Genomic DNA, 15372 nt, shown 5'->3' on the forward strand with positions numbered 1-15372 from the left:
CAGGGTTGTGCTTCATGCACTGGCTTTTAACACACTGTTGAGTTCTCAAGAAACGGACGCGTACACCCGGTCAACCGGACCCGTTCGGGCCGACCGCCAGGGGCGTTCCATTTCGTATTTCTACCGTACATCTCTGTCAAGATTGTGTCAAATTGTGAAGCTCAGTTCACTTGTCACAATCCCGGCAAACTCACTAGGATTTGCATCCCGCTTCCGGGACAACCCTCTGAACCTACCGTGACATCCAGGCCGTCGACGAATCAACCGGTTTTTCGGTGATCTACGTGGGTCCGAACTCTCAGGTTCGTTCAGCGGGTCGGCTCCCGGTGCCCGTCCGCCGCTCAGGCGTCCGGCTCGCTCCCGGGGCATGTGAAAGATTATGCGCCCCTCGGGACATCGTCAAATCAAGAGCCGTGGACAAAACCGCAGGTCAGAGCCCTGCATTGGAAGAACGGGCCACCTTCGCTACCGGAATGTTACGCCGTGGGGCCACCGGCGCCCCGGCCGTGACCGGGGCGTCGGCACATCCTGAACATCTCATCGACCTGGCCGGATCCGATCTACCCGGCGTTGCCGGTGCGACGGCCGGAACCCACGCGGAGACGATGACCGCGTCCGGCGCGAACACGTGGAACACCCGCGCCGGGACCCCTCGGAGAAGACTCCCGGAGCGTCGGGAGCACCCGCGCCGAGACCTCTCGGAGAAGATTCCGGAGCCCCGGGCGGACCCGTGCCGGGAACCCCGGGACTCCGGAACGCCGAGGTCAGGCTCCGATGATCTCGACGCCGCCGACGGAACGCTTGCCCCTGCGCAGTACCAGGAAGCGCCCGTGAAGCAGGTCATCGGCCGACGGCACGTACGTCTCGTCGGTGACCTTGGCGTTGTTCAGGTAGGCGCCGCCCTCCTTCACCGCCCGGCGCGCCTCGGACTTCGACTTGACCAGGCCGCTCTCGGCGAGCAGGTCGACGAAGGACGCCCCCAGCCCGGCCACCTCGGCACGCGGCACCTCGGCCAGGGCCTCCCCCAGCGTCCGGGCGGGCAGCTCCTCCAGGGACCCCTGGCCGAACAGCGCCGCCGAGGCCGCGATCACCGCGGCGCACTCGTCCGCGCCGTGCAGCAGCGTGGTGAACTCCTCGGCGAGCGCTCGCTGGGCCTCGCGGGCGGCCGGCCGCTCGGCCGCGGCCTTCTCCAGCCCTTCGATCTCCTCCCGGGACCTGAAGCTGTAGATCTTGAGGAACTTCACCACGTCCCGGTCGTCCGCGTTCAGCCAGAACTGGTAGAACGCGTACGGCGAGGTCATCTCGGGGTTGAGCCAGACCGCGCCTCCGGCGGTCTTGCCGAACTTGGTGCCGTCGGCCTTGGTGATGAGCGGCACGGTGAGGGCGTGCACGTGGCCGCCCGTCACCCGGCGGATGAGGTCGGTTCCGGCGGTGATGTTGCCCCACTGGTCGCTGCCGCCGATCTGCAGGGTGCAGCCGTGGCGCCGGTTCAGCTCCAGGTAGTCGTTGGCCTGCAGGATCTGGTAGCTGAACTCGGTGTAGCTGAGTCCCTCCCCTCCCAGCCGCGCCGAGACCGACTCGCGGGCGAGCATCCGGTTGACCGGGAAGTGCTTGCCGACGTCGCGCAGGAAGTCGATCGCGGACATGCCCTCGGTCCAGTCGAGGTTGCTGACCAGGATCCCGCGCTTCTCGTCGGAGAAGTCGAGGAACCTCTCCACCTGGACGCGGATCCGCGCGACCCACTCGGCCACCACGTCGGAGGAGTTGAGCGAGCGTTCGGTGCTCCGGCCGCTGGGGTCGCCGATCAGGCCGGTCGCGCCGCCCACCAGCCCGATGGCCCGGTGGCCCGCCCGCTGCAGGCGGGTCAGGGTCAGCAGCGGGACGAGGTTGCCGACGTGCAGTGAGGGGGCGGTGGGGTCGAAGCCGCAATAGACCGTGATCGGACCCTCGGCCATCGCCGCCCGCAGGGCGTCGATGTCGGTGGACTGCGCGATCAGGCCGCGCCAGGCGAGGTCATCCAGAATGTCGGTCACGATCCTTGCTTTCCAATGCTCGAAGGGACTTTCGGGGCTTCGTACACACCCTGCCCGATCACCACCGGGTCGCGCCACCCGGATCCCCCTTCGCGCCCCCAGTCGACCAGCGGGTACGCGGCCTGCGGGACGCGAAAACGGCGCGAAAACGGCGGGGAAGCGGCGGGGACGGGCACGGGACCCGCCCCCGGGACCGGTGGCGGGAGACCCTCCGGCGGCAGAGGGGCCCCCAGGAGACCGGCCGGCGGCAGAGGACCCACCCCAGGAGACGCGCCGACGGCAGAGGACCTACCGGCGGCGCGGGACGTGCGGCCGGTGGGGCGAGACCGTGGGGTCGGCGTCGATCCAGAAGCGCCACGGCGTCTCCTGGGCCGACGACACCCCGGTCCGCGGCCCCGACCTGATCGACGAGGGCACGGCCGGCTCCCCCTCCAGCACCGAGAGCTCAAGGATCTCCGACATCCCCGGGCTGCCCGGGCTCTCCGGAAGCGGCCCCGGGGCGCAGGCGTCGAGGCCGTTGTGCTCGCGGGTGAAGCCGAGCGCCACCGCCAGCCGGGCCGGGCCCTTGGCGAGGTCGTCGTGCTTGACGACGCGGCCGCTCCCGGCGGTGCGTCGGGCCAGGGCCTGCTCGGCGCCGGAGATCACCTCTCCGGCCCGGAGCAGCACGCCGGAGCCGATCCCCTCGGGCAGGCAGGTCAGGTTGGCGCAGAAGTGCATGCCGTACGTGAAGTACACGTACAGGTGGCCCGGCGGGCCGAACATCACCGCGTTGCGCGCCGTCCGGCCGCGGTAGGTGTGCGACGCCGGGTCCTCGCCGGGCACGCCGTACGCCTCGGTCTCGGTGATGCGGAGCGCGACCGGCCCGTGCACCAGCACCCGTCCCAGCAGGTCCGGGGCGACCTGGTGCGCGGGACGGTCGAAGAAGTCCCGTTCCAGCCTCGCCGGAGCGGGTGTGAGGTCCCGTGCCGGCCTCACCGGGGCGGGGGTCCGCCCGCCCCGCTCGTCATCGGGGGTCGGCCGCGTCACCGTCACGGGCCTCAGTTCCCGCTCGCCCAGCTCGCCTGCCCGTCGACGATGTCGCGCAGCGCGATGAGCTGGTCGCGGACCCGGTCGGGCGCGGTGCCGCCGTGCGCCTTGCGGGCCGCCAGGGCGCCGGGCACCGAGAGCACCTCGCGGGAGTCGGGGGTGAAGTGCGGCGAGACCTTGGCCAGCTCGTCGTCGGTGAGCTCGCCGAAGTCCTTGTCGTTGACCTGGCACCAGACGACCAGGTGCCCGACCGCCTCGTGGGCCTCGCGGAACGGCACGCCCCTGCGGACCAGCAGCTCGGCCAGGTCGGTGGCCAGCGCGAACCCGTCGGGGGCCGAGGCCTCCAGCTTGGCGGTGTTGACGCGCATGGTCGCCACCAGCCCGGCCATCGCGGGGAGGACGAGCAGCAGGGTGTCGACGGAGTCGAACACCGGCTCCTTGTCCTCCTGCAGGTCGCGGTTGTAGGTCAGCGGCAGGCCCTTGAGCGTGGTCAGCAGCGCCATGAGGTTGCCGATGAGGCGGCCGCTCTTGCCCCGGGCGAGCTCGGCCACGTCGGGGTTCTTCTTCTGCGGCATGATCGACGAGCCGGTGGAGTAGGCGTCGTCCATCTCGATCCAGCGGAACTCCTGCGAGGCCCACAGGACGATCTCCTCGCCCAGCCGGGACAGGTGCACGCCGATCATCGCCGCGTCGAACAGGAACTCGGCGGCGAAGTCGCGGTCGGCGACGGCGTCCATCGAGTTGGGCGCGGCGGAGTCGAAACCGAGCTCCCCGGCCACGGCCCGCGGGTCCAGCGGCAGGGAGGACCCGGCCAGGGCTCCGGAGCCGAGCGGGGAGACGGCCGCGCGGCGGTCCCAGTCGCGCAGCCGGTCGATGTCGCGGGCGAAGGCGTGCACGTGCGCCAGGAGCTGGTGGCCGAAGGAGACCGGCTGGGCGTGCTGCAGGTGGGTCATGCCGGGCGCTGCGGTCTCGGCATGTTCCTCGGCCTGGCTCATCAGCGCGGTCTCCAGCTCCACCAGCCGGGAGACGATGTGCCTGACGTGGTCGCGGAGGTAGAGGCGCAGATCGGTGGCGACCTGGTCGTTGCGGCTGCGACCGGCCCTGAGCTTGCCGCCGAGCGTGCCGAGGCGTTCCAGCAGCCCGCGCTCCAGCGCGGTGTGGACGTCCTCGTCGGCGACGGTCGGCCGGAACTCGCCCGCCTTGCAGGCTCGCTCCAGGTCGTCCAGGGCGGCGATCATCCGCGCCAGCTCGTCGTCGGTCAGCAGGTTCGCGCGGTGCAGCACCCGTGCGTGCGCGCGCGAGGCCAGCAGGTCGTACGGTACGAGCCGCCAGTCGAAGTGCACGCTCACCGAGAGCCTGGTCAGCGCGTCGGCCGGACCTCCTTCGAACCGGCCGCCCCACAGCCGCATCGGCTTGCCACCATCAGTCACCGTCGTTCTCCCTCCCCATTCAATCCGCGACCCTAGCCCAATCAGGACAGCCGGGCGTCCCGGGCCGAGGCAATCTTGGAGGGCAGGCTCCACAGCTCGACGAAGCCCCGGGCCAGGGACTGGTCGAAGGTGTCGCCGGTGTCGTAGGTGGCGAGGTTGAAGTCGTACAGCGACGCCTCGGAGCGACGGCCGGTGACCGTGGCCCGGCCGCCGTGCAGGACCATCCTGATCTCGCCGGTGACCTGCTGCTGGGCGTCGGCGATGAAGGCGTCCAGGGCCTTCTTGAGCGGGGAGAACCACAGGCCGTCGTAGACGAGCTCGCCCCAGCGCTGGTCGACCGAGCGCTTGAACCGGGCGAGGTCGCGCTCGACGGTGACGTTCTCCAGCTCCATGTGCGCGGTGATCAGCGTGATGGCGCCCGGCGCCTCGTAGACCTCGCGCGACTTGATGCCCACGAGCCGGTCCTCGACCATGTCGAGGCGGCCGACGCCCTGGGCGCCCGCGCGCCGGTTGAGCTCCTCGATGATCTGGAACGGGGTCAGGTGCCGCCCGTCCAGGGCCACCGGGACGCCCTTGACGAAGCTGATGATGACCTCGTCGGCCTCGCGCGGCTGTGCCGGGTCGGCGGTGTAGGCGTAGACGTCCTCGACGGGGCCGTTCCAGATGTCCTCCAGGAAGCCGGTCTCGACGGCCCTGCCCCAGATGTTCTGGTCGATGGAGTACGGGTTCTTCTTGCTGGTCTCGATCGGGAGGTTCTTCTCCTCGGCGTAGGCGATCGCCTTGTCCCGGGTCCAGGCGTAGTCGCGGGCCGGGGCGATGACCTTGAGCTCGGGGAAGAGCGCGGCCAGGCCGGCCTCGAACCGGACCTGGTCGTTGCCCTTGCCGGTGCAGCCGTGCGAGACGTGGGTGCCGCCGAACTCCTTGGCCGCGGCGGCCAGGTGCTTGACGATCAGCGGGCGCGAGAGCGCGGAGACCAGCGGGTAGCGGTCCATGTAGAGGGCGTTGGCCTGCAGGGCGGGCACGCAGAAGTCGGTGGCGAACTCCTCGCGGGCGTCCACCACGACGGACTCCACGGCGCCGCACTCGATGGCCCGCTTGCGGATGGCCTCCATGTCCTCGCCGCCCTGGCCGACGTCGACGGCCACCGCGATGACCTCGGCGCCGGTCTTCTCGGCGAGGAAGGGAATGGCGACGGAAGTGTCGAGGCCGCCGGAGAAGGCGAGTACGACCCGGTCAGTCATGATTGGTATCTCCAGGTTCTTCGTTCGTCACGGGTGTCAGATGCTGCCAGGGACCGCCCGCCTGAGCGGGCTGAATACGTCGGTCGGCGTGCCTGAGCAGCGCCTCGGCGACCGACGCCCCGCCCGTCGGGTCCCGGCTGATGACGAGGATGGTGTCGTCTCCGGCCACGGTGCCGAGGATGGACTCCCAGTCGGCGTGGTCGATGGCGGAGGCGAGGAACTGCGCGGCCCCGGGGGGCGTGCGGACGATGACCAGGTTGGCGGAGGCCTCGGCGGAGACGAGGAGCTCCTCGGCGAGTCTGCCCAGGCGCGCGGCCGGGGACTCTCCGGTGCCGACCCTGGCGCGCCGTATCCGGTCGCCGCCCTCGCCGGGAAGGGCGTAGACCAGGGAGCCGTCCTCGGCGCGCAGCTTGAGGGCGCCGAGTTCGTCCAGGTCGCGGGACAGGGTGGCCTGGGTGACCTCCACCCCGCTCTCCAGCAGCAGCTTGGCCAGCTCGGGCTGGGACCTGATCGGCTGCCGCTGGAGCAGGTCGGCGATGCGCGCCTGGCGGGCGACCTTGGTCATCGGGATCGTCATGCCGGGCCTCCTCCGCGGGAGGAGGCCGGGGAGCCGGTGCCGTGGCCGGTCGTCGCCGTGACCAGCCAGTGCAACAGGGCCTTCTGGGCGTGCAGCCGGTTCTCCGCCTGGTCCCACACCACGCTCTGCGGCCCGTCGAGGACCTCGGCGGTGATCTCCAGGTCGCGGTAGGCGGGCAGGCAGTGCAGCACGACGGCGCCGGGGGCGGCCCGGCCGACGAGCGCGGCGTTGACCTGGTAGGGAGTCAGGTCGGCGATCCGCTGTTCCCTGCCGTCCTGGCCCATCGAGACCCAGGTGTCGGTGGCGAGCACGTCGGCGTCCGCGGCGGCCTGGGCCGGGTCCGCGAGGACGGTGGCCGACCCGCCGGTCGTCTCGGCGATCTCGGCGGCCCGGCGGACGACCTCCGGGTCGGGCAGGTAGCCCTCGGGGGCGGCGATCCGCACGTGCATGCCGGCCAGCGCCCCGCCGAGCAGGTAGGAGTGGGCCATGTTGTTGGCCCCGTCCCCGAAGTAGGCCAGGGTCAGGCCGGCGGTCGTGCCGAAGTGCTCCTTGACGGTCTGCAGGTCGGCGAGGATCTGGCAGGGGTGGAACTCGTCGGTGAGGGCGTTGACCACCGGTACCGAGGAGGCCGAGGCCATGGCCTCGATCCTGTGCTGGCCGGAGGTGCGCCACACGATGGCGGCGACCTGGCGCTCCAGCACCCGGGCGGTGTCCTCGATCGACTCGCCCCGGCCCATCTGGGAGGAGCCCGCGTCGAGGATCAGCGGGAGGCCGCCGAGCTCGCCGATGCCGACCGCGAACGAGATGCGGGTACGGGTGGAGTGCTTGTCGAACAGGACGGCGACGGTCTGCGGGCCGGCGAAGGGCCGGTGGCCGTGGCGGTCCTTCTTCATCGCCGCGGCCAGGTCGAGGACCTGCTCCTGCTCGGCGGGTGAGAGGTCGTCGTCCCGCAGGAAGTGCCTGACGGGCGTCCGCGGGGCCGGGGGCCGCGTGCCGAGGGGGTCACCGGTCATCGGAGGCTCCGTCCAGGATGGCCGGGAGCGCGGCGGTGAAGGCGGCGACGTCGGCGGAGGTGATCACGAGCGGGGGCGCGATCCGTACCGCGTCGGGCTGGAGGGCGTTGACCAGGAACCCGGCCCGCTGGGCGGCGGCCTGGACGGCGGCCGCGCGGTCGGCGGTCAGCACGATCCCGAGCCACAGGCCCCGGCCGCGGACGCCGGCGAGCAGCGGGTGCTCGACGGCGGCGATGCCGCCGGAGAGTTCGGCGCCGACGGCGCGGACGTGCTCCAGCAGGCCGTCGCGGTCGATGGTGTCGAGCACGGCGAGCGCGGCGGCGGCCGCGACGGGGTTGCCGCCGAAGGTGGAGCCGTGGTCGCCCTTGGCGAAGAGGGTCCCGGCCTCGCCCAGGCCGATGCAGGCTCCGATCGGCAGCCCGCCGCCGAGGCCCTTGGCCAGGGTGAGCACGTCGGGCAGGACGCCCTCGTGCTGGTGGGCGAACCAGTGGCCGGTACGGCCGATCGCCGACTGGATCTCGTCGGCGACCAGCAGTGCGCCGGTGGCGTCGCAGACGTCCCTGGCGGCGCGGAGGTACCCCTCGGGCGGGGGCACGACCCCGGCCTCGCCCTGGGTGGGTTCGAGGAAGACCGCGGCGCAGCGGTCGTCGACGGCGCTCTTGAGGGCGTCGGCGTCGCCGTAGGGGACGAACGTGACGTCGATCGGGAACGGGCCGAACTGGTCGCGGATGGAGCGCTTGCCGGTCAGCGAGAGCGCGCCGAGGGTGCGGCCGTGGAAGCCGTTCTCGGCGGCCACGAAGCGGGGGCGGCCGGTGGAGCCGCCGTACTTGAGGGCGAGCTTGAGGGCGGCCTCGTTGGCCTCGGTGCCGGAGTTGGACAGGAAGACCCTGGCCGGGGCGCCGAGCAGGCCGAGCAGGCGCTCGGCGAGCAGCACCTCGGGCTCGTGCAGGAAGAGGTTGCTGGTGTGGGCGAGGGTGGCGACCTGGCGGGAGACGGCCTTCACCAGGGCCGGGTGGGCGTGGCCGAGGGAGCTGACCGCGATGCCGCCGATCATGTCGAGGTACTCGTTGCCGTCGACGTCCCAGACCCTCGTGCCCTCGCCGCGGGCCAGTGCCACCGGGGGCACCCCGTAGTTGGGCATGAAGGCGGCCTCGAAGCGTCTGGCGAGCGCCTGTCCTGCGGGATCGTGCTGCGGGCTCACTGGTCGTTCCCCTTCGGCTGGGCGGCGGCCGTCGGCCGCGCCGTGAGCTGGTCGGGTGCGTGCGGCGTCCCGGGGACGTCCGGCAGCACCATGGTTCCGACGCCCTCGTCGGTGAAGATCTCCAGCAGCACCGAGTGGGGCACCCTGCCGTCGAGCACGTGCGCCCGTGACACGCCGCCCTGGACGGCGGTCAGGCACGCCTCCATCTTGGGGATCATGCCGCTGGACAGGGAGGGCAGGAGCTTCTCCAGCTCGGTGGCGGAGAGCCGTTCGATGATCTCGTCCTCGCCGGCGTCGGGGCGCCAGTCGCGGTACAGGCCCGCGACGTCGGTCAGGACGATGAGCTTGGACGCCCGCAGCGCCACGGCGAGCGCGGCGGCGGCGGTGTCGGCGTTGACGTTGTAGACGGTGCCGTCGTCGCTGCGCGCCACCGAGGAGATCACCGGGATGCGCCCGTCGTCGAGCAGTGCCCGTACCGCGCCGGCCTCGACGCCGACGATCTCGCCGACCTGGCCGATGTCGACGCCGACACCGTCGACGACGGCGTGCTTGCGCACCGCGGTGAACAGGTGGGCGTCCTCCCCGGACATGCCGATCGCGAACGGCCCGTGCCGGTTGATCAGGCCGACCACGTCGCGGTTGACCTGGCCGACGAGGACCATCCTGACGACCTGCATGGCCTCGGGGGTGGTGACCCGCAGGCCGGCGGTGAAGGTGGACTCGATGCCGAGCCGGTCGAGCTGGGCGTTGATCTGCGGGCCCCCGCCGTGCACGATCACCGGCCGCAGGCCGGCGTAGCGCAGGAAGACGACGTCCTCGGCGAACCGCTCGCGCAGTCCCTCGTCGGTCATCGCGTTGCCGCCGTACTTGATGACGACGGTGGTGCCGTGGAAGGTGGCCAGCCACGGCAGGGCCTCGATCAGCGTGGCGGCCTTGGACAGGGCCTCGGCGCGCCTCATGAGGAGTACGCCGAGTTCTCGTGGACGTACGCGGCGGTGAGGTCGGTGGTGTGGATCGTCGCGGTGTGCGGACCGGCCGACAGGTCGACGGTGATCGTCACGTCGCGCGGGGTGAGGTCGACCTTGGAGCGGTCGTCGCCCACGGCGCCGCCCCGGCAGATCCAGATGCCGTTGACGGCCACGTTGAGCCGGTCGGGCTCGAAGACGGCGTCGGTGGTGCCGACGGCCGAGAGCACCCGTCCCCAGTTGGGGTCCTCGCCGTGGATGGCGCACTTGAGGAGGTTGGAGCGGGCGACGGAGCGGCCGACGGTCACGGCGTCGTCCTCGGAGGCGGCGCCGACGACCTCGACGGCGATCGCCTTGGAGGCGCCCTCGGCGTCCAGCAGCAGCTGGCGGACGAGGTCGGCGCAGACGGCCAGCAGGACCTGCTCGAACTCGGCCAGGTCGGGGACGGTGCCGCTGGCGCCGCTGGCCAGCAGGAGCACGGTGTCGTTGGTGGACATGCAGCCGTCGGCGTCGAGCCGGTCGAAGGTGACCCGGGTGACCCTGCGCAGCACCTCGTCGAGGAGTTCGGCGGGCAGGTCGGCGTCGGTCGTGATCACCGACAGCATGGTGGCCAGGCCGGGGGCGAGCATGCCGGCGCCCTTGGCCATGCCGCCGACCATGTAGCCGCCCTCGCCCCTGCGGAAGGAGATCTTCGAGACGGTGTCGGTGGTGCGGATGGCGTCGGCCGCGGCCAGTCCGCCGTCCCGGGCGAGCTGGGAGACCGCGAGGTCGACCCCGGCCAGCAGCGGGTCCATCGGCAGCCGCTCGCCGATCAGGCCGGTGGAGCAGACCGCGACCTCGCCGGCGGAGTCGTCCAGGGCCCGCGCGACCTTCTCGGCGGTGGCGTGGGTGTCCTGGAAGCCGAGCGGGCCGGTGCAGGCGTTGGCGCCGCCGGAGTTGAGGACGACCGCGTGCACCCTGCCTCCGGACAGCACCTGCTGTGACCACAGGACCGGGGCGGCCTTCACGCGGTTGACGGTGAAGACGCCCGCGGCGGCGCGGGAGGGGCCGTCGTTGACGATCAGTGCCAGGTCTCGGGCGCCGCCGGCCTTGATTCCGGCGGCGATGCCCGCGGCCCGGAAGCCGAGGGGTGCGGTCACGCTCATGGGGCGACTCCGTTGAGAGGAAGGCCGAGCTCTTCCGGCAGGCCGAGGGCGAGGTTGGCGCTCTGGATCGCGCCTCCGGCCGTGCCCTTGGTCAGGTTGTCGATGGCGATGACGGTGACGACGCGGCCCGCGCGCTCGTCCAGGGCGACCTGGAGGGCGGCGGTGTTGGCTCCGAGGGTCATGGAGGTCGAGGGCCACCGGCCCTCGGGGAGCAGCCGCAGGAACGGCTCGTCCTTGACGGCGGCCTCGTAGGCCTCGCGCAGCCGGGCGGGGGTCAGGCCGGGCCCGGCGGGCGCGCTGCAGGTGGCGAGGATGCCGCGGCTCATCGGCGCGAGCACCGGGGTGAAGGAGACGGTGACCTTCTCCCCCGTCAGCGAGGAGAGGTTCTGCTCCATCTCGGGGGTGTGGCGGTGGACGCCGCCGACGCCGTACGCGCCGGCCGCCCCCATCACCTCGCTGCCCATCAGGTTCGGCTTGGGCGCCCGTCCGGCCCCGCTGGTGCCGCTGGCGGCGACCACCACCACGTCGGGCTCGACGAGGCCGGCGGCGAAGGCGGGGAACATCGCCAGGGTGACGGCGGTGGGGTAGCAGCCGGGGACGGCGATCCGCCGGGCGGCGCGCAGCTCCTCGCGGCGGCCGGGCAGCTCGGGCAGACCGTAGGGCCAGGTGCCGGCGTGGGTGCCACCGTAGAAGTGCTCCCAGGCGGCGGGGTCGGAGAGCCGGAAGTCGGCGCCGCAGTCGACGACCAGGGTGGCGTCGCCGAGCGACTCGGCGACGGCGGCCGAGGCGCCGTGCGGCAGGGCCAGGAAGACCAGGTCGTGGCCGGCGAGGTTGCCGGGGGTGGTCTCCAGCAGGATCCGGCCGGCCAGCGGTGCCAGGTGCGGCTGGTGCTCGCCGAGGGCGGTGCCGGCGCTGGAGGCCGCGGTCAGCGCGCCGATCTCGATGCCGGGGTGGGACAGCAGCAGGCGCAGGAGCTCGCCCCCGGCGTAGCCGCTGGCGCCCGCGATCGCCGCTCTCATCCGTCCCCCCGATGACTGCATGTTCATTCAGTGAACCTCATGGTCTTACCGTGAAGATTATGCACGCGACAGGATTTCCATGCAAGTCGATAGGAGTCTCGCGGCGCGGCGAATACGGACAGAAGGGATGGAAAGGGAGTTCTCTCATCGCGACATCGGCCGGCAGGGCATTCGGTCGTGTTTCGGCACTGTTGCACGTACCTACCGGTCGGTATCGTGGCGATCGCCGGTCCCTCCTCTCCCGGGAGTACGAACGTATGAGCATCACCCATGACGACGTCCAGGCACGGCTCACCGCTCCCGGGCAGCTCTTCGAGCTGGAGGAGGTCGCGAGCCACGGCGGGACCGTCAAGACCTGGAAGCACGCGCCCAAGGACTTCCGGGCACTGCTGGAGATCAGCCGGCTCCACGGCGACAAGGTCTTCCTCACCTACGAGGACGAGCACGTCACCTACGAGGAGCACTACCGGCGGGCCTGCACCCTGGCCCGGCGCCTGGCCGACGAGTACGGCGTGGCCAAGGGCGACCGGGTGGCCATCGCCATGCGCAACTACCCCGAGTGGGTGATCTCCTTCTCGGCCGTGCTGGCCGCCGGGGCGATCGCCGTGCCGCTCAACGCCTGGTGGACCCCGCAGGAGCTGGAGTACGGCCTGTCCGACTCCGGGGCCAAGGTGCTGATCGCCGACGGCGAGCGAGCGGCCGGTCTGGCCGGCGTGGCGCCCGCGCTGATCGTGACCCGCGGCGAGGCGCCCGAGGGAGCCCGCTCGTTCGCCGACGTGCTGGGCGAGGTGGCGCCGGACGTCACGCCCCCGCCGGTGGAACTCTCCCCCGAGGACCCGGCCACGATCTTCTACACCTCGGGCACCACGGGCCGACCCAAGGGCGCCCTCGGCAGCCACCGCAACCTCGGCCAGGCCCCCATGACCGTCGCCTACGGGATGTACCGCGTCATGCTCAGGTCGGGCGCGGACCCGGGCGCGGCGGCGGGCCAGCGCCGCGTCACCCTGCTGACCGTGCCGCTGTTCCACGTCACCGGCTGCTTCGCGGTGATGACCACCACCATGTTCACCGGGGGCGGCCTAGTCCTGATGTACAAGTGGGACCCGGGCCGCGCGCTGGAGCTGATCGAGCGCGAGCGGATCACCGGCCTCACCGGCGTGCCGACCAACGTGTGGCAGCTGCTCTCCCACCCCGACCTGGAGAAGTACGACATCTCCAGCCTCAGCGCCCTCGGCTACGGCGGCGCCCCCGCCCCGCCGAAGCTGCTGGAGCGCATCACCGAGCAGCTGCCCAGCCGCGCCCCCTCCAACGGGTACGGCATGACCGAGACCACCGCGCTCGCCATCAGCAACGCCGGCGCGGACTACCTGGCCAAGCCCGACAGCATCGGCCTGCCGATGGCCGTGGTCGAGGTGAAGATCGCCGATCCGCTCGGCGCCGAGCTGCCGCCCGGCGCGGTCGGCGAGCTCTGCATGCGCGGCCCCAACGTCATCCTGGGCTACTGGAACCGCCCCGAGGCCACCGCGGAGACCTTCGTCGACGGCTGGCTGCACACCGGCGACCTGGCCAGGATGGACGAGGAGGGCTTCGTCTTCATCGTGGACCGGGCCAAGGACATGGTCATCCGCGGCGGCGAGAACGTCTACTGCGCCGAGGTGGAGGCCGCCCTGTTCGAGCACCCCGCGGTACAGGACGCCGCGGTGATCGGCATCCCCCACGAGGAGCTGGGCGAGGAGGTCGGCGCGGTGGTGCGCCTGTCGTCGCCGGTGCCGACCGAGGAGCTGCAGGCGTTCCTGCGCGAGCGGATCGCGCCGTTCAAGGTGCCGGTCACGTTCTGGACGCGCGAGACCGAACTGCCCCGCAACCCCGGGGGCAAGATCCTCAAGACCAGCCTGCGCAGGGAGGTGCTGGGAACTTGAGCGGGACCCGGCCGTGAGCAGGCCGTAAATCGATTGCCTTCGGATCGTCCAGCGTCGAGACTGGCTGTCCGTGTCGGAAAATCCTGATCGGTCGATGAGAACGCTCCTGCGCCGGCTGTCGATGGACCTCAGCCCGCTGCGCGACTCCCGCGACTTCCGGCTGCTCTTCGGATCCGGCGTGATCACGATGTTCGGGACCTTCCTGACCCTGGTCGCGGTCCCGCTGCAGATGAAGGAGCTCACCGGCTCCTACCTCGCGGTCGGCCTGGTCAGCGTGGCCGAGTTCGTCCCGATGGTGGTCTGCGGCCTGTGGGGCGGGGCGATCGCCGACGCGCTCGACCGGCGCAAGATCATCATCTACACCGAGGTGGGACTCTGCCTCACGGTCCTCGTCCTCACCGTCAACGCGCTGCTGCCCGATCCGCAGGTCTGGGTGCTGTACGTGGTGGGCGCCCTGTCCGCGGGGCTGGGCAGCCTGCAGCGGCCCAGCCTGGAGTCGCTGCTGCCGCGCGTGGTCAGGCACGATCAGCTGACCGCGGCGGCCGCCCTGTCGGCCTTCCGGTGGAACCTGGGCGCCATCGTCGCCCCGGCCCTCAGCGGCCTCATCGCGTCCTGGTTCGGCGTCGCGGTGGCGTACGGGATCAACGTGGTGACCTTCCTGGCGTCCCTGGTCCTGCTCTGGGCGGTACGGGCCCAGCCCCGGTCCGAACAGGCTCCCCCGGCGTCGCTGAGCGCGCTGGTGGACGGGGTCCGCTACGCGGTGCGCCGCCCCGACCTGATGGGCACCTACCTGGTCGACATCGCCGCGATGATCTTCGCCTTCTCCACCGCGCTCTACCCGTTCCTCGCCGACGAGGTCGGCGCCCCCAACGCGCTGGGGCTCTTCTTCTCCGCCTCGGCCGTCGGCTCGCTGATCGCCTCGGTGACCTCCGGCTGGACCCGGCACGTGCACCGGCACGGCCTCGGCGTGATCATCGCGGCGGCCGTGTGGGGGGTCGCGGTGGCGCTGGCGGCGCTGATGCCGACCGTCTGGGGCATCTTCGCCTTCCTGGCGCTGGCCGGGGCCGCCGACATGATCAGCGGCGTGTTCCGCTCCACCATCTGGAACCAGACCATCCCCGACGAGTTCCGCGGCCGCCTGGCCGGCATCGAGCTGCTCTCCTACATGAGCGGCCCGATGCTCGGCAACGCCAGGGCGGGCCTGATGGCCAACCTGGGCGGGACCCGTTTCTCGCTGGGCGTCGGCGGCCTGCTCTGCGTGGGGGCGGTGGCCGCGATGGCCGCGCTGCTCCCCGCCTTCCGCCGCTACGACGCCCGCACCGACGAGTACGCGCTCAGGGAACGCGCCCGTCGCGAGAAGACCGCTCCCGCCTGACCCGCCTGACTCATCCGGTCTCGCGCCAGCCCTCGTACTCCTCGGCCAGCGCGTCCAGGCGGGTCACGCCCTCCGGCGGCAGTGTCCCGGAGGGGTCCTCGACCACCACGAGCCACTGGGCGTCCTCGGCGTCGTCCTCGCCCGCGAGGGTCTCCCTGACCACCGCGGGCACGCCCAGCGCCGGGAACTCCCCGGCCACGACCTCGGCGACCTCCTCGGCGTCGTCGCGCCCGGCGAACACCAGCAGGTGCCTCATCGTCCCCTCCCTGGTCCTTCGCGGGGCGGGAACGGCTTCCCGCCCCGGGTGAGCGGCCCGCGGGTACGTCGTCGTCGCCTCCCGGGGAAGGCCCACCGGGAACGCGGGACCCCGGCCGGAAGGAACGGGTCCCGGTGAGGACCGCGAGGGGCCCGGGGCATGCGCCCCGGGC

13 protein-coding genes are annotated in these 15372 nt (G+C 71.9%); 2 read left to right on the forward strand and 11 right to left on the reverse strand.

Going from position 1 to position 15372, the window contains the following annotated elements; translation table 11 throughout:
• Positions 1 to 764: 764 nt before the first annotated feature.
• The 10 genes from tyrS to argC all read right to left on the reverse strand — a co-directional run bounded on the left by tyrS (position 765) and on the right by argC (position 11650).
• Positions 765 to 2033: a tyrosine--tRNA ligase gene (gene tyrS / locus ACZ6RT_RS27550; protein ID WP_470157019.1), complete on the reverse strand. Its 1269-nt coding sequence runs from the start codon at positions 2031 to 2033 to the stop codon at positions 765 to 767.
• Positions 2034 to 2321: 288 nt separating this feature from the next.
• Positions 2322 to 3008: a DNA-3-methyladenine glycosylase gene (locus ACZ6RT_RS27555; RefSeq protein ID WP_470157020.1), complete on the reverse strand. Its 687-nt coding sequence runs from the start codon at positions 3006 to 3008 to the stop codon at positions 2322 to 2324.
• A 62-nt stretch (positions 3009 to 3070) separates the two neighbouring features.
• A complete protein-coding gene (argH, locus tag ACZ6RT_RS27560) occupies positions 3071 to 4489 on the reverse strand; it encodes an argininosuccinate lyase (RefSeq protein ID WP_344903569.1) in 1419 nt (472 codons plus the stop codon).
• Between the two features lie 41 nt (positions 4490 to 4530).
• A complete protein-coding gene (locus ACZ6RT_RS27565; protein WP_399196089.1) occupies positions 4531 to 5730 on the reverse strand; it encodes an argininosuccinate synthase in 1200 nt (399 codons plus the stop codon).
• Positions 5723 to 6307 (reverse strand): arginine repressor, encoded by a 585-nt coding sequence (locus ACZ6RT_RS27570; RefSeq protein WP_399196087.1) that lies wholly within the window; start codon positions 6305 to 6307, stop codon positions 5723 to 5725. Before ACZ6RT_RS27570 ends, ACZ6RT_RS27565 begins: the two co-directional genes overlap by 8 nt.
• Entirely contained in the window at positions 6304 to 7320 is a 1017-nt protein-coding gene (argF, locus tag ACZ6RT_RS27575; protein ID WP_470157021.1) for an ornithine carbamoyltransferase, read from the reverse strand. The genes ACZ6RT_RS27570 and argF overlap by 4 nt, the downstream gene beginning before the upstream one ends.
• Positions 7310 to 8461, reverse strand: a complete 1152-nt coding sequence (locus tag ACZ6RT_RS27580; RefSeq protein WP_470157061.1) for an acetylornithine transaminase — start codon at positions 8459 to 8461, stop codon at positions 7310 to 7312. The genes argF and ACZ6RT_RS27580 overlap by 11 nt, the downstream gene beginning before the upstream one ends.
• A 56-nt stretch (positions 8462 to 8517) precedes the next feature.
• Complete coding sequence (gene argB, locus ACZ6RT_RS27585; RefSeq protein WP_470157022.1) at positions 8518 to 9480, reverse strand: acetylglutamate kinase; 963 nt, start codon at positions 9478 to 9480, stop codon at positions 8518 to 8520.
• On the reverse strand, positions 9477 to 10631 hold the full coding sequence (argJ, locus tag ACZ6RT_RS27590) for a bifunctional glutamate N-acetyltransferase/amino-acid acetyltransferase ArgJ (protein ID WP_470157023.1): 1155 nt from the start codon (positions 10629 to 10631) through the stop codon (positions 9477 to 9479). Before argJ ends, argB begins: the two co-directional genes overlap by 4 nt.
• Positions 10628 to 11650: an N-acetyl-gamma-glutamyl-phosphate reductase gene (gene argC, locus ACZ6RT_RS27595; protein WP_470157024.1), complete on the reverse strand. Its 1023-nt coding sequence runs from the start codon at positions 11648 to 11650 to the stop codon at positions 10628 to 10630. Before argC ends, argJ begins: the two co-directional genes overlap by 4 nt.
• Before the next feature lie 257 nt (positions 11651 to 11907).
• On the opposite strand from argC, the gene ACZ6RT_RS27600 reads away from it, so the two are divergent.
• Together ACZ6RT_RS27600 and ACZ6RT_RS27605 are read left to right on the forward strand one after the other, a co-directional pair.
• The gene (locus ACZ6RT_RS27600) at positions 11908 to 13569 is read left to right on the forward strand and encodes a class I adenylate-forming enzyme family protein (protein ID WP_470157025.1); all 1662 of its coding nucleotides are present in this window, start codon (positions 11908 to 11910) and stop codon (positions 13567 to 13569) included.
• Between the two features lie 94 nt (positions 13570 to 13663).
• Entirely contained in the window at positions 13664 to 14944 is a 1281-nt protein-coding gene (locus ACZ6RT_RS27605) for an MFS transporter (RefSeq protein WP_399196075.1), read from the forward strand.
• A gap of 10 nt (positions 14945 to 14954) precedes the next feature.
• Here the strand turns inward: ACZ6RT_RS27605 and ACZ6RT_RS27610 are convergent, their stop codons facing one another.
• Positions 14955 to 15200, reverse strand: a complete 246-nt coding sequence (locus ACZ6RT_RS27610) for a hypothetical protein (RefSeq protein ID WP_399196073.1) — start codon at positions 15198 to 15200, stop codon at positions 14955 to 14957.
• Between the last annotated feature and the right edge of the window lie 172 nt (positions 15201 to 15372).

This window comes from Streptosporangium sp. NPDC050148 (genome assembly GCF_055586505.1).

Excerpts from the sequence above, each read along its gene's own strand:
- ACZ6RT_RS27565 (WP_399196089.1), bottom strand. The coding sequence starts at position 5,730 with ATGACTGACCGGGTCGTACTCGCCTTCTCCGGCGGCCTCGACACTTCC.
- ACZ6RT_RS27570 (WP_399196087.1), bottom strand. The coding sequence starts at position 6,307 with ATGACGATCCCGATGACCAAGGTCGCCCGCCAGGCGCGCATCGCCGAC.
- argF (WP_470157021.1), bottom strand. The coding sequence starts at position 7,320 with ATGACCGGTGACCCCCTCGGCACGCGGCCCCCGGCCCCGCGGACGCCC.
- ACZ6RT_RS27580 (WP_470157061.1), bottom strand. The coding sequence starts at position 8,461 with ATGCCCAACTACGGGGTGCCCCCGGTGGCACTGGCCCGCGGCGAGGGC.
- argB (WP_470157022.1), bottom strand. The coding sequence starts at position 9,480 with ATGAGGCGCGCCGAGGCCCTGTCCAAGGCCGCCACGCTGATCGAGGCC.
- argJ (WP_470157023.1), bottom strand. The coding sequence starts at position 10,631 with ATGAGCGTGACCGCACCCCTCGGCTTCCGGGCCGCGGGCATCGCCGCC.
- argC (WP_470157024.1), bottom strand. The coding sequence starts at position 11,650 with ATGAGAGCGGCGATCGCGGGCGCCAGCGGCTACGCCGGGGGCGAGCTC.
- ACZ6RT_RS27600 (WP_470157025.1), top strand. The coding sequence starts at position 11,908 with ATGAGCATCACCCATGACGACGTCCAGGCACGGCTCACCGCTCCCGGG.
- ACZ6RT_RS27605 (WP_399196075.1), top strand. The coding sequence starts at position 13,664 with ATGAGAACGCTCCTGCGCCGGCTGTCGATGGACCTCAGCCCGCTGCGC.
- ACZ6RT_RS27610 (WP_399196073.1), bottom strand. The coding sequence starts at position 15,200 with ATGAGGCACCTGCTGGTGTTCGCCGGGCGCGACGACGCCGAGGAGGTC.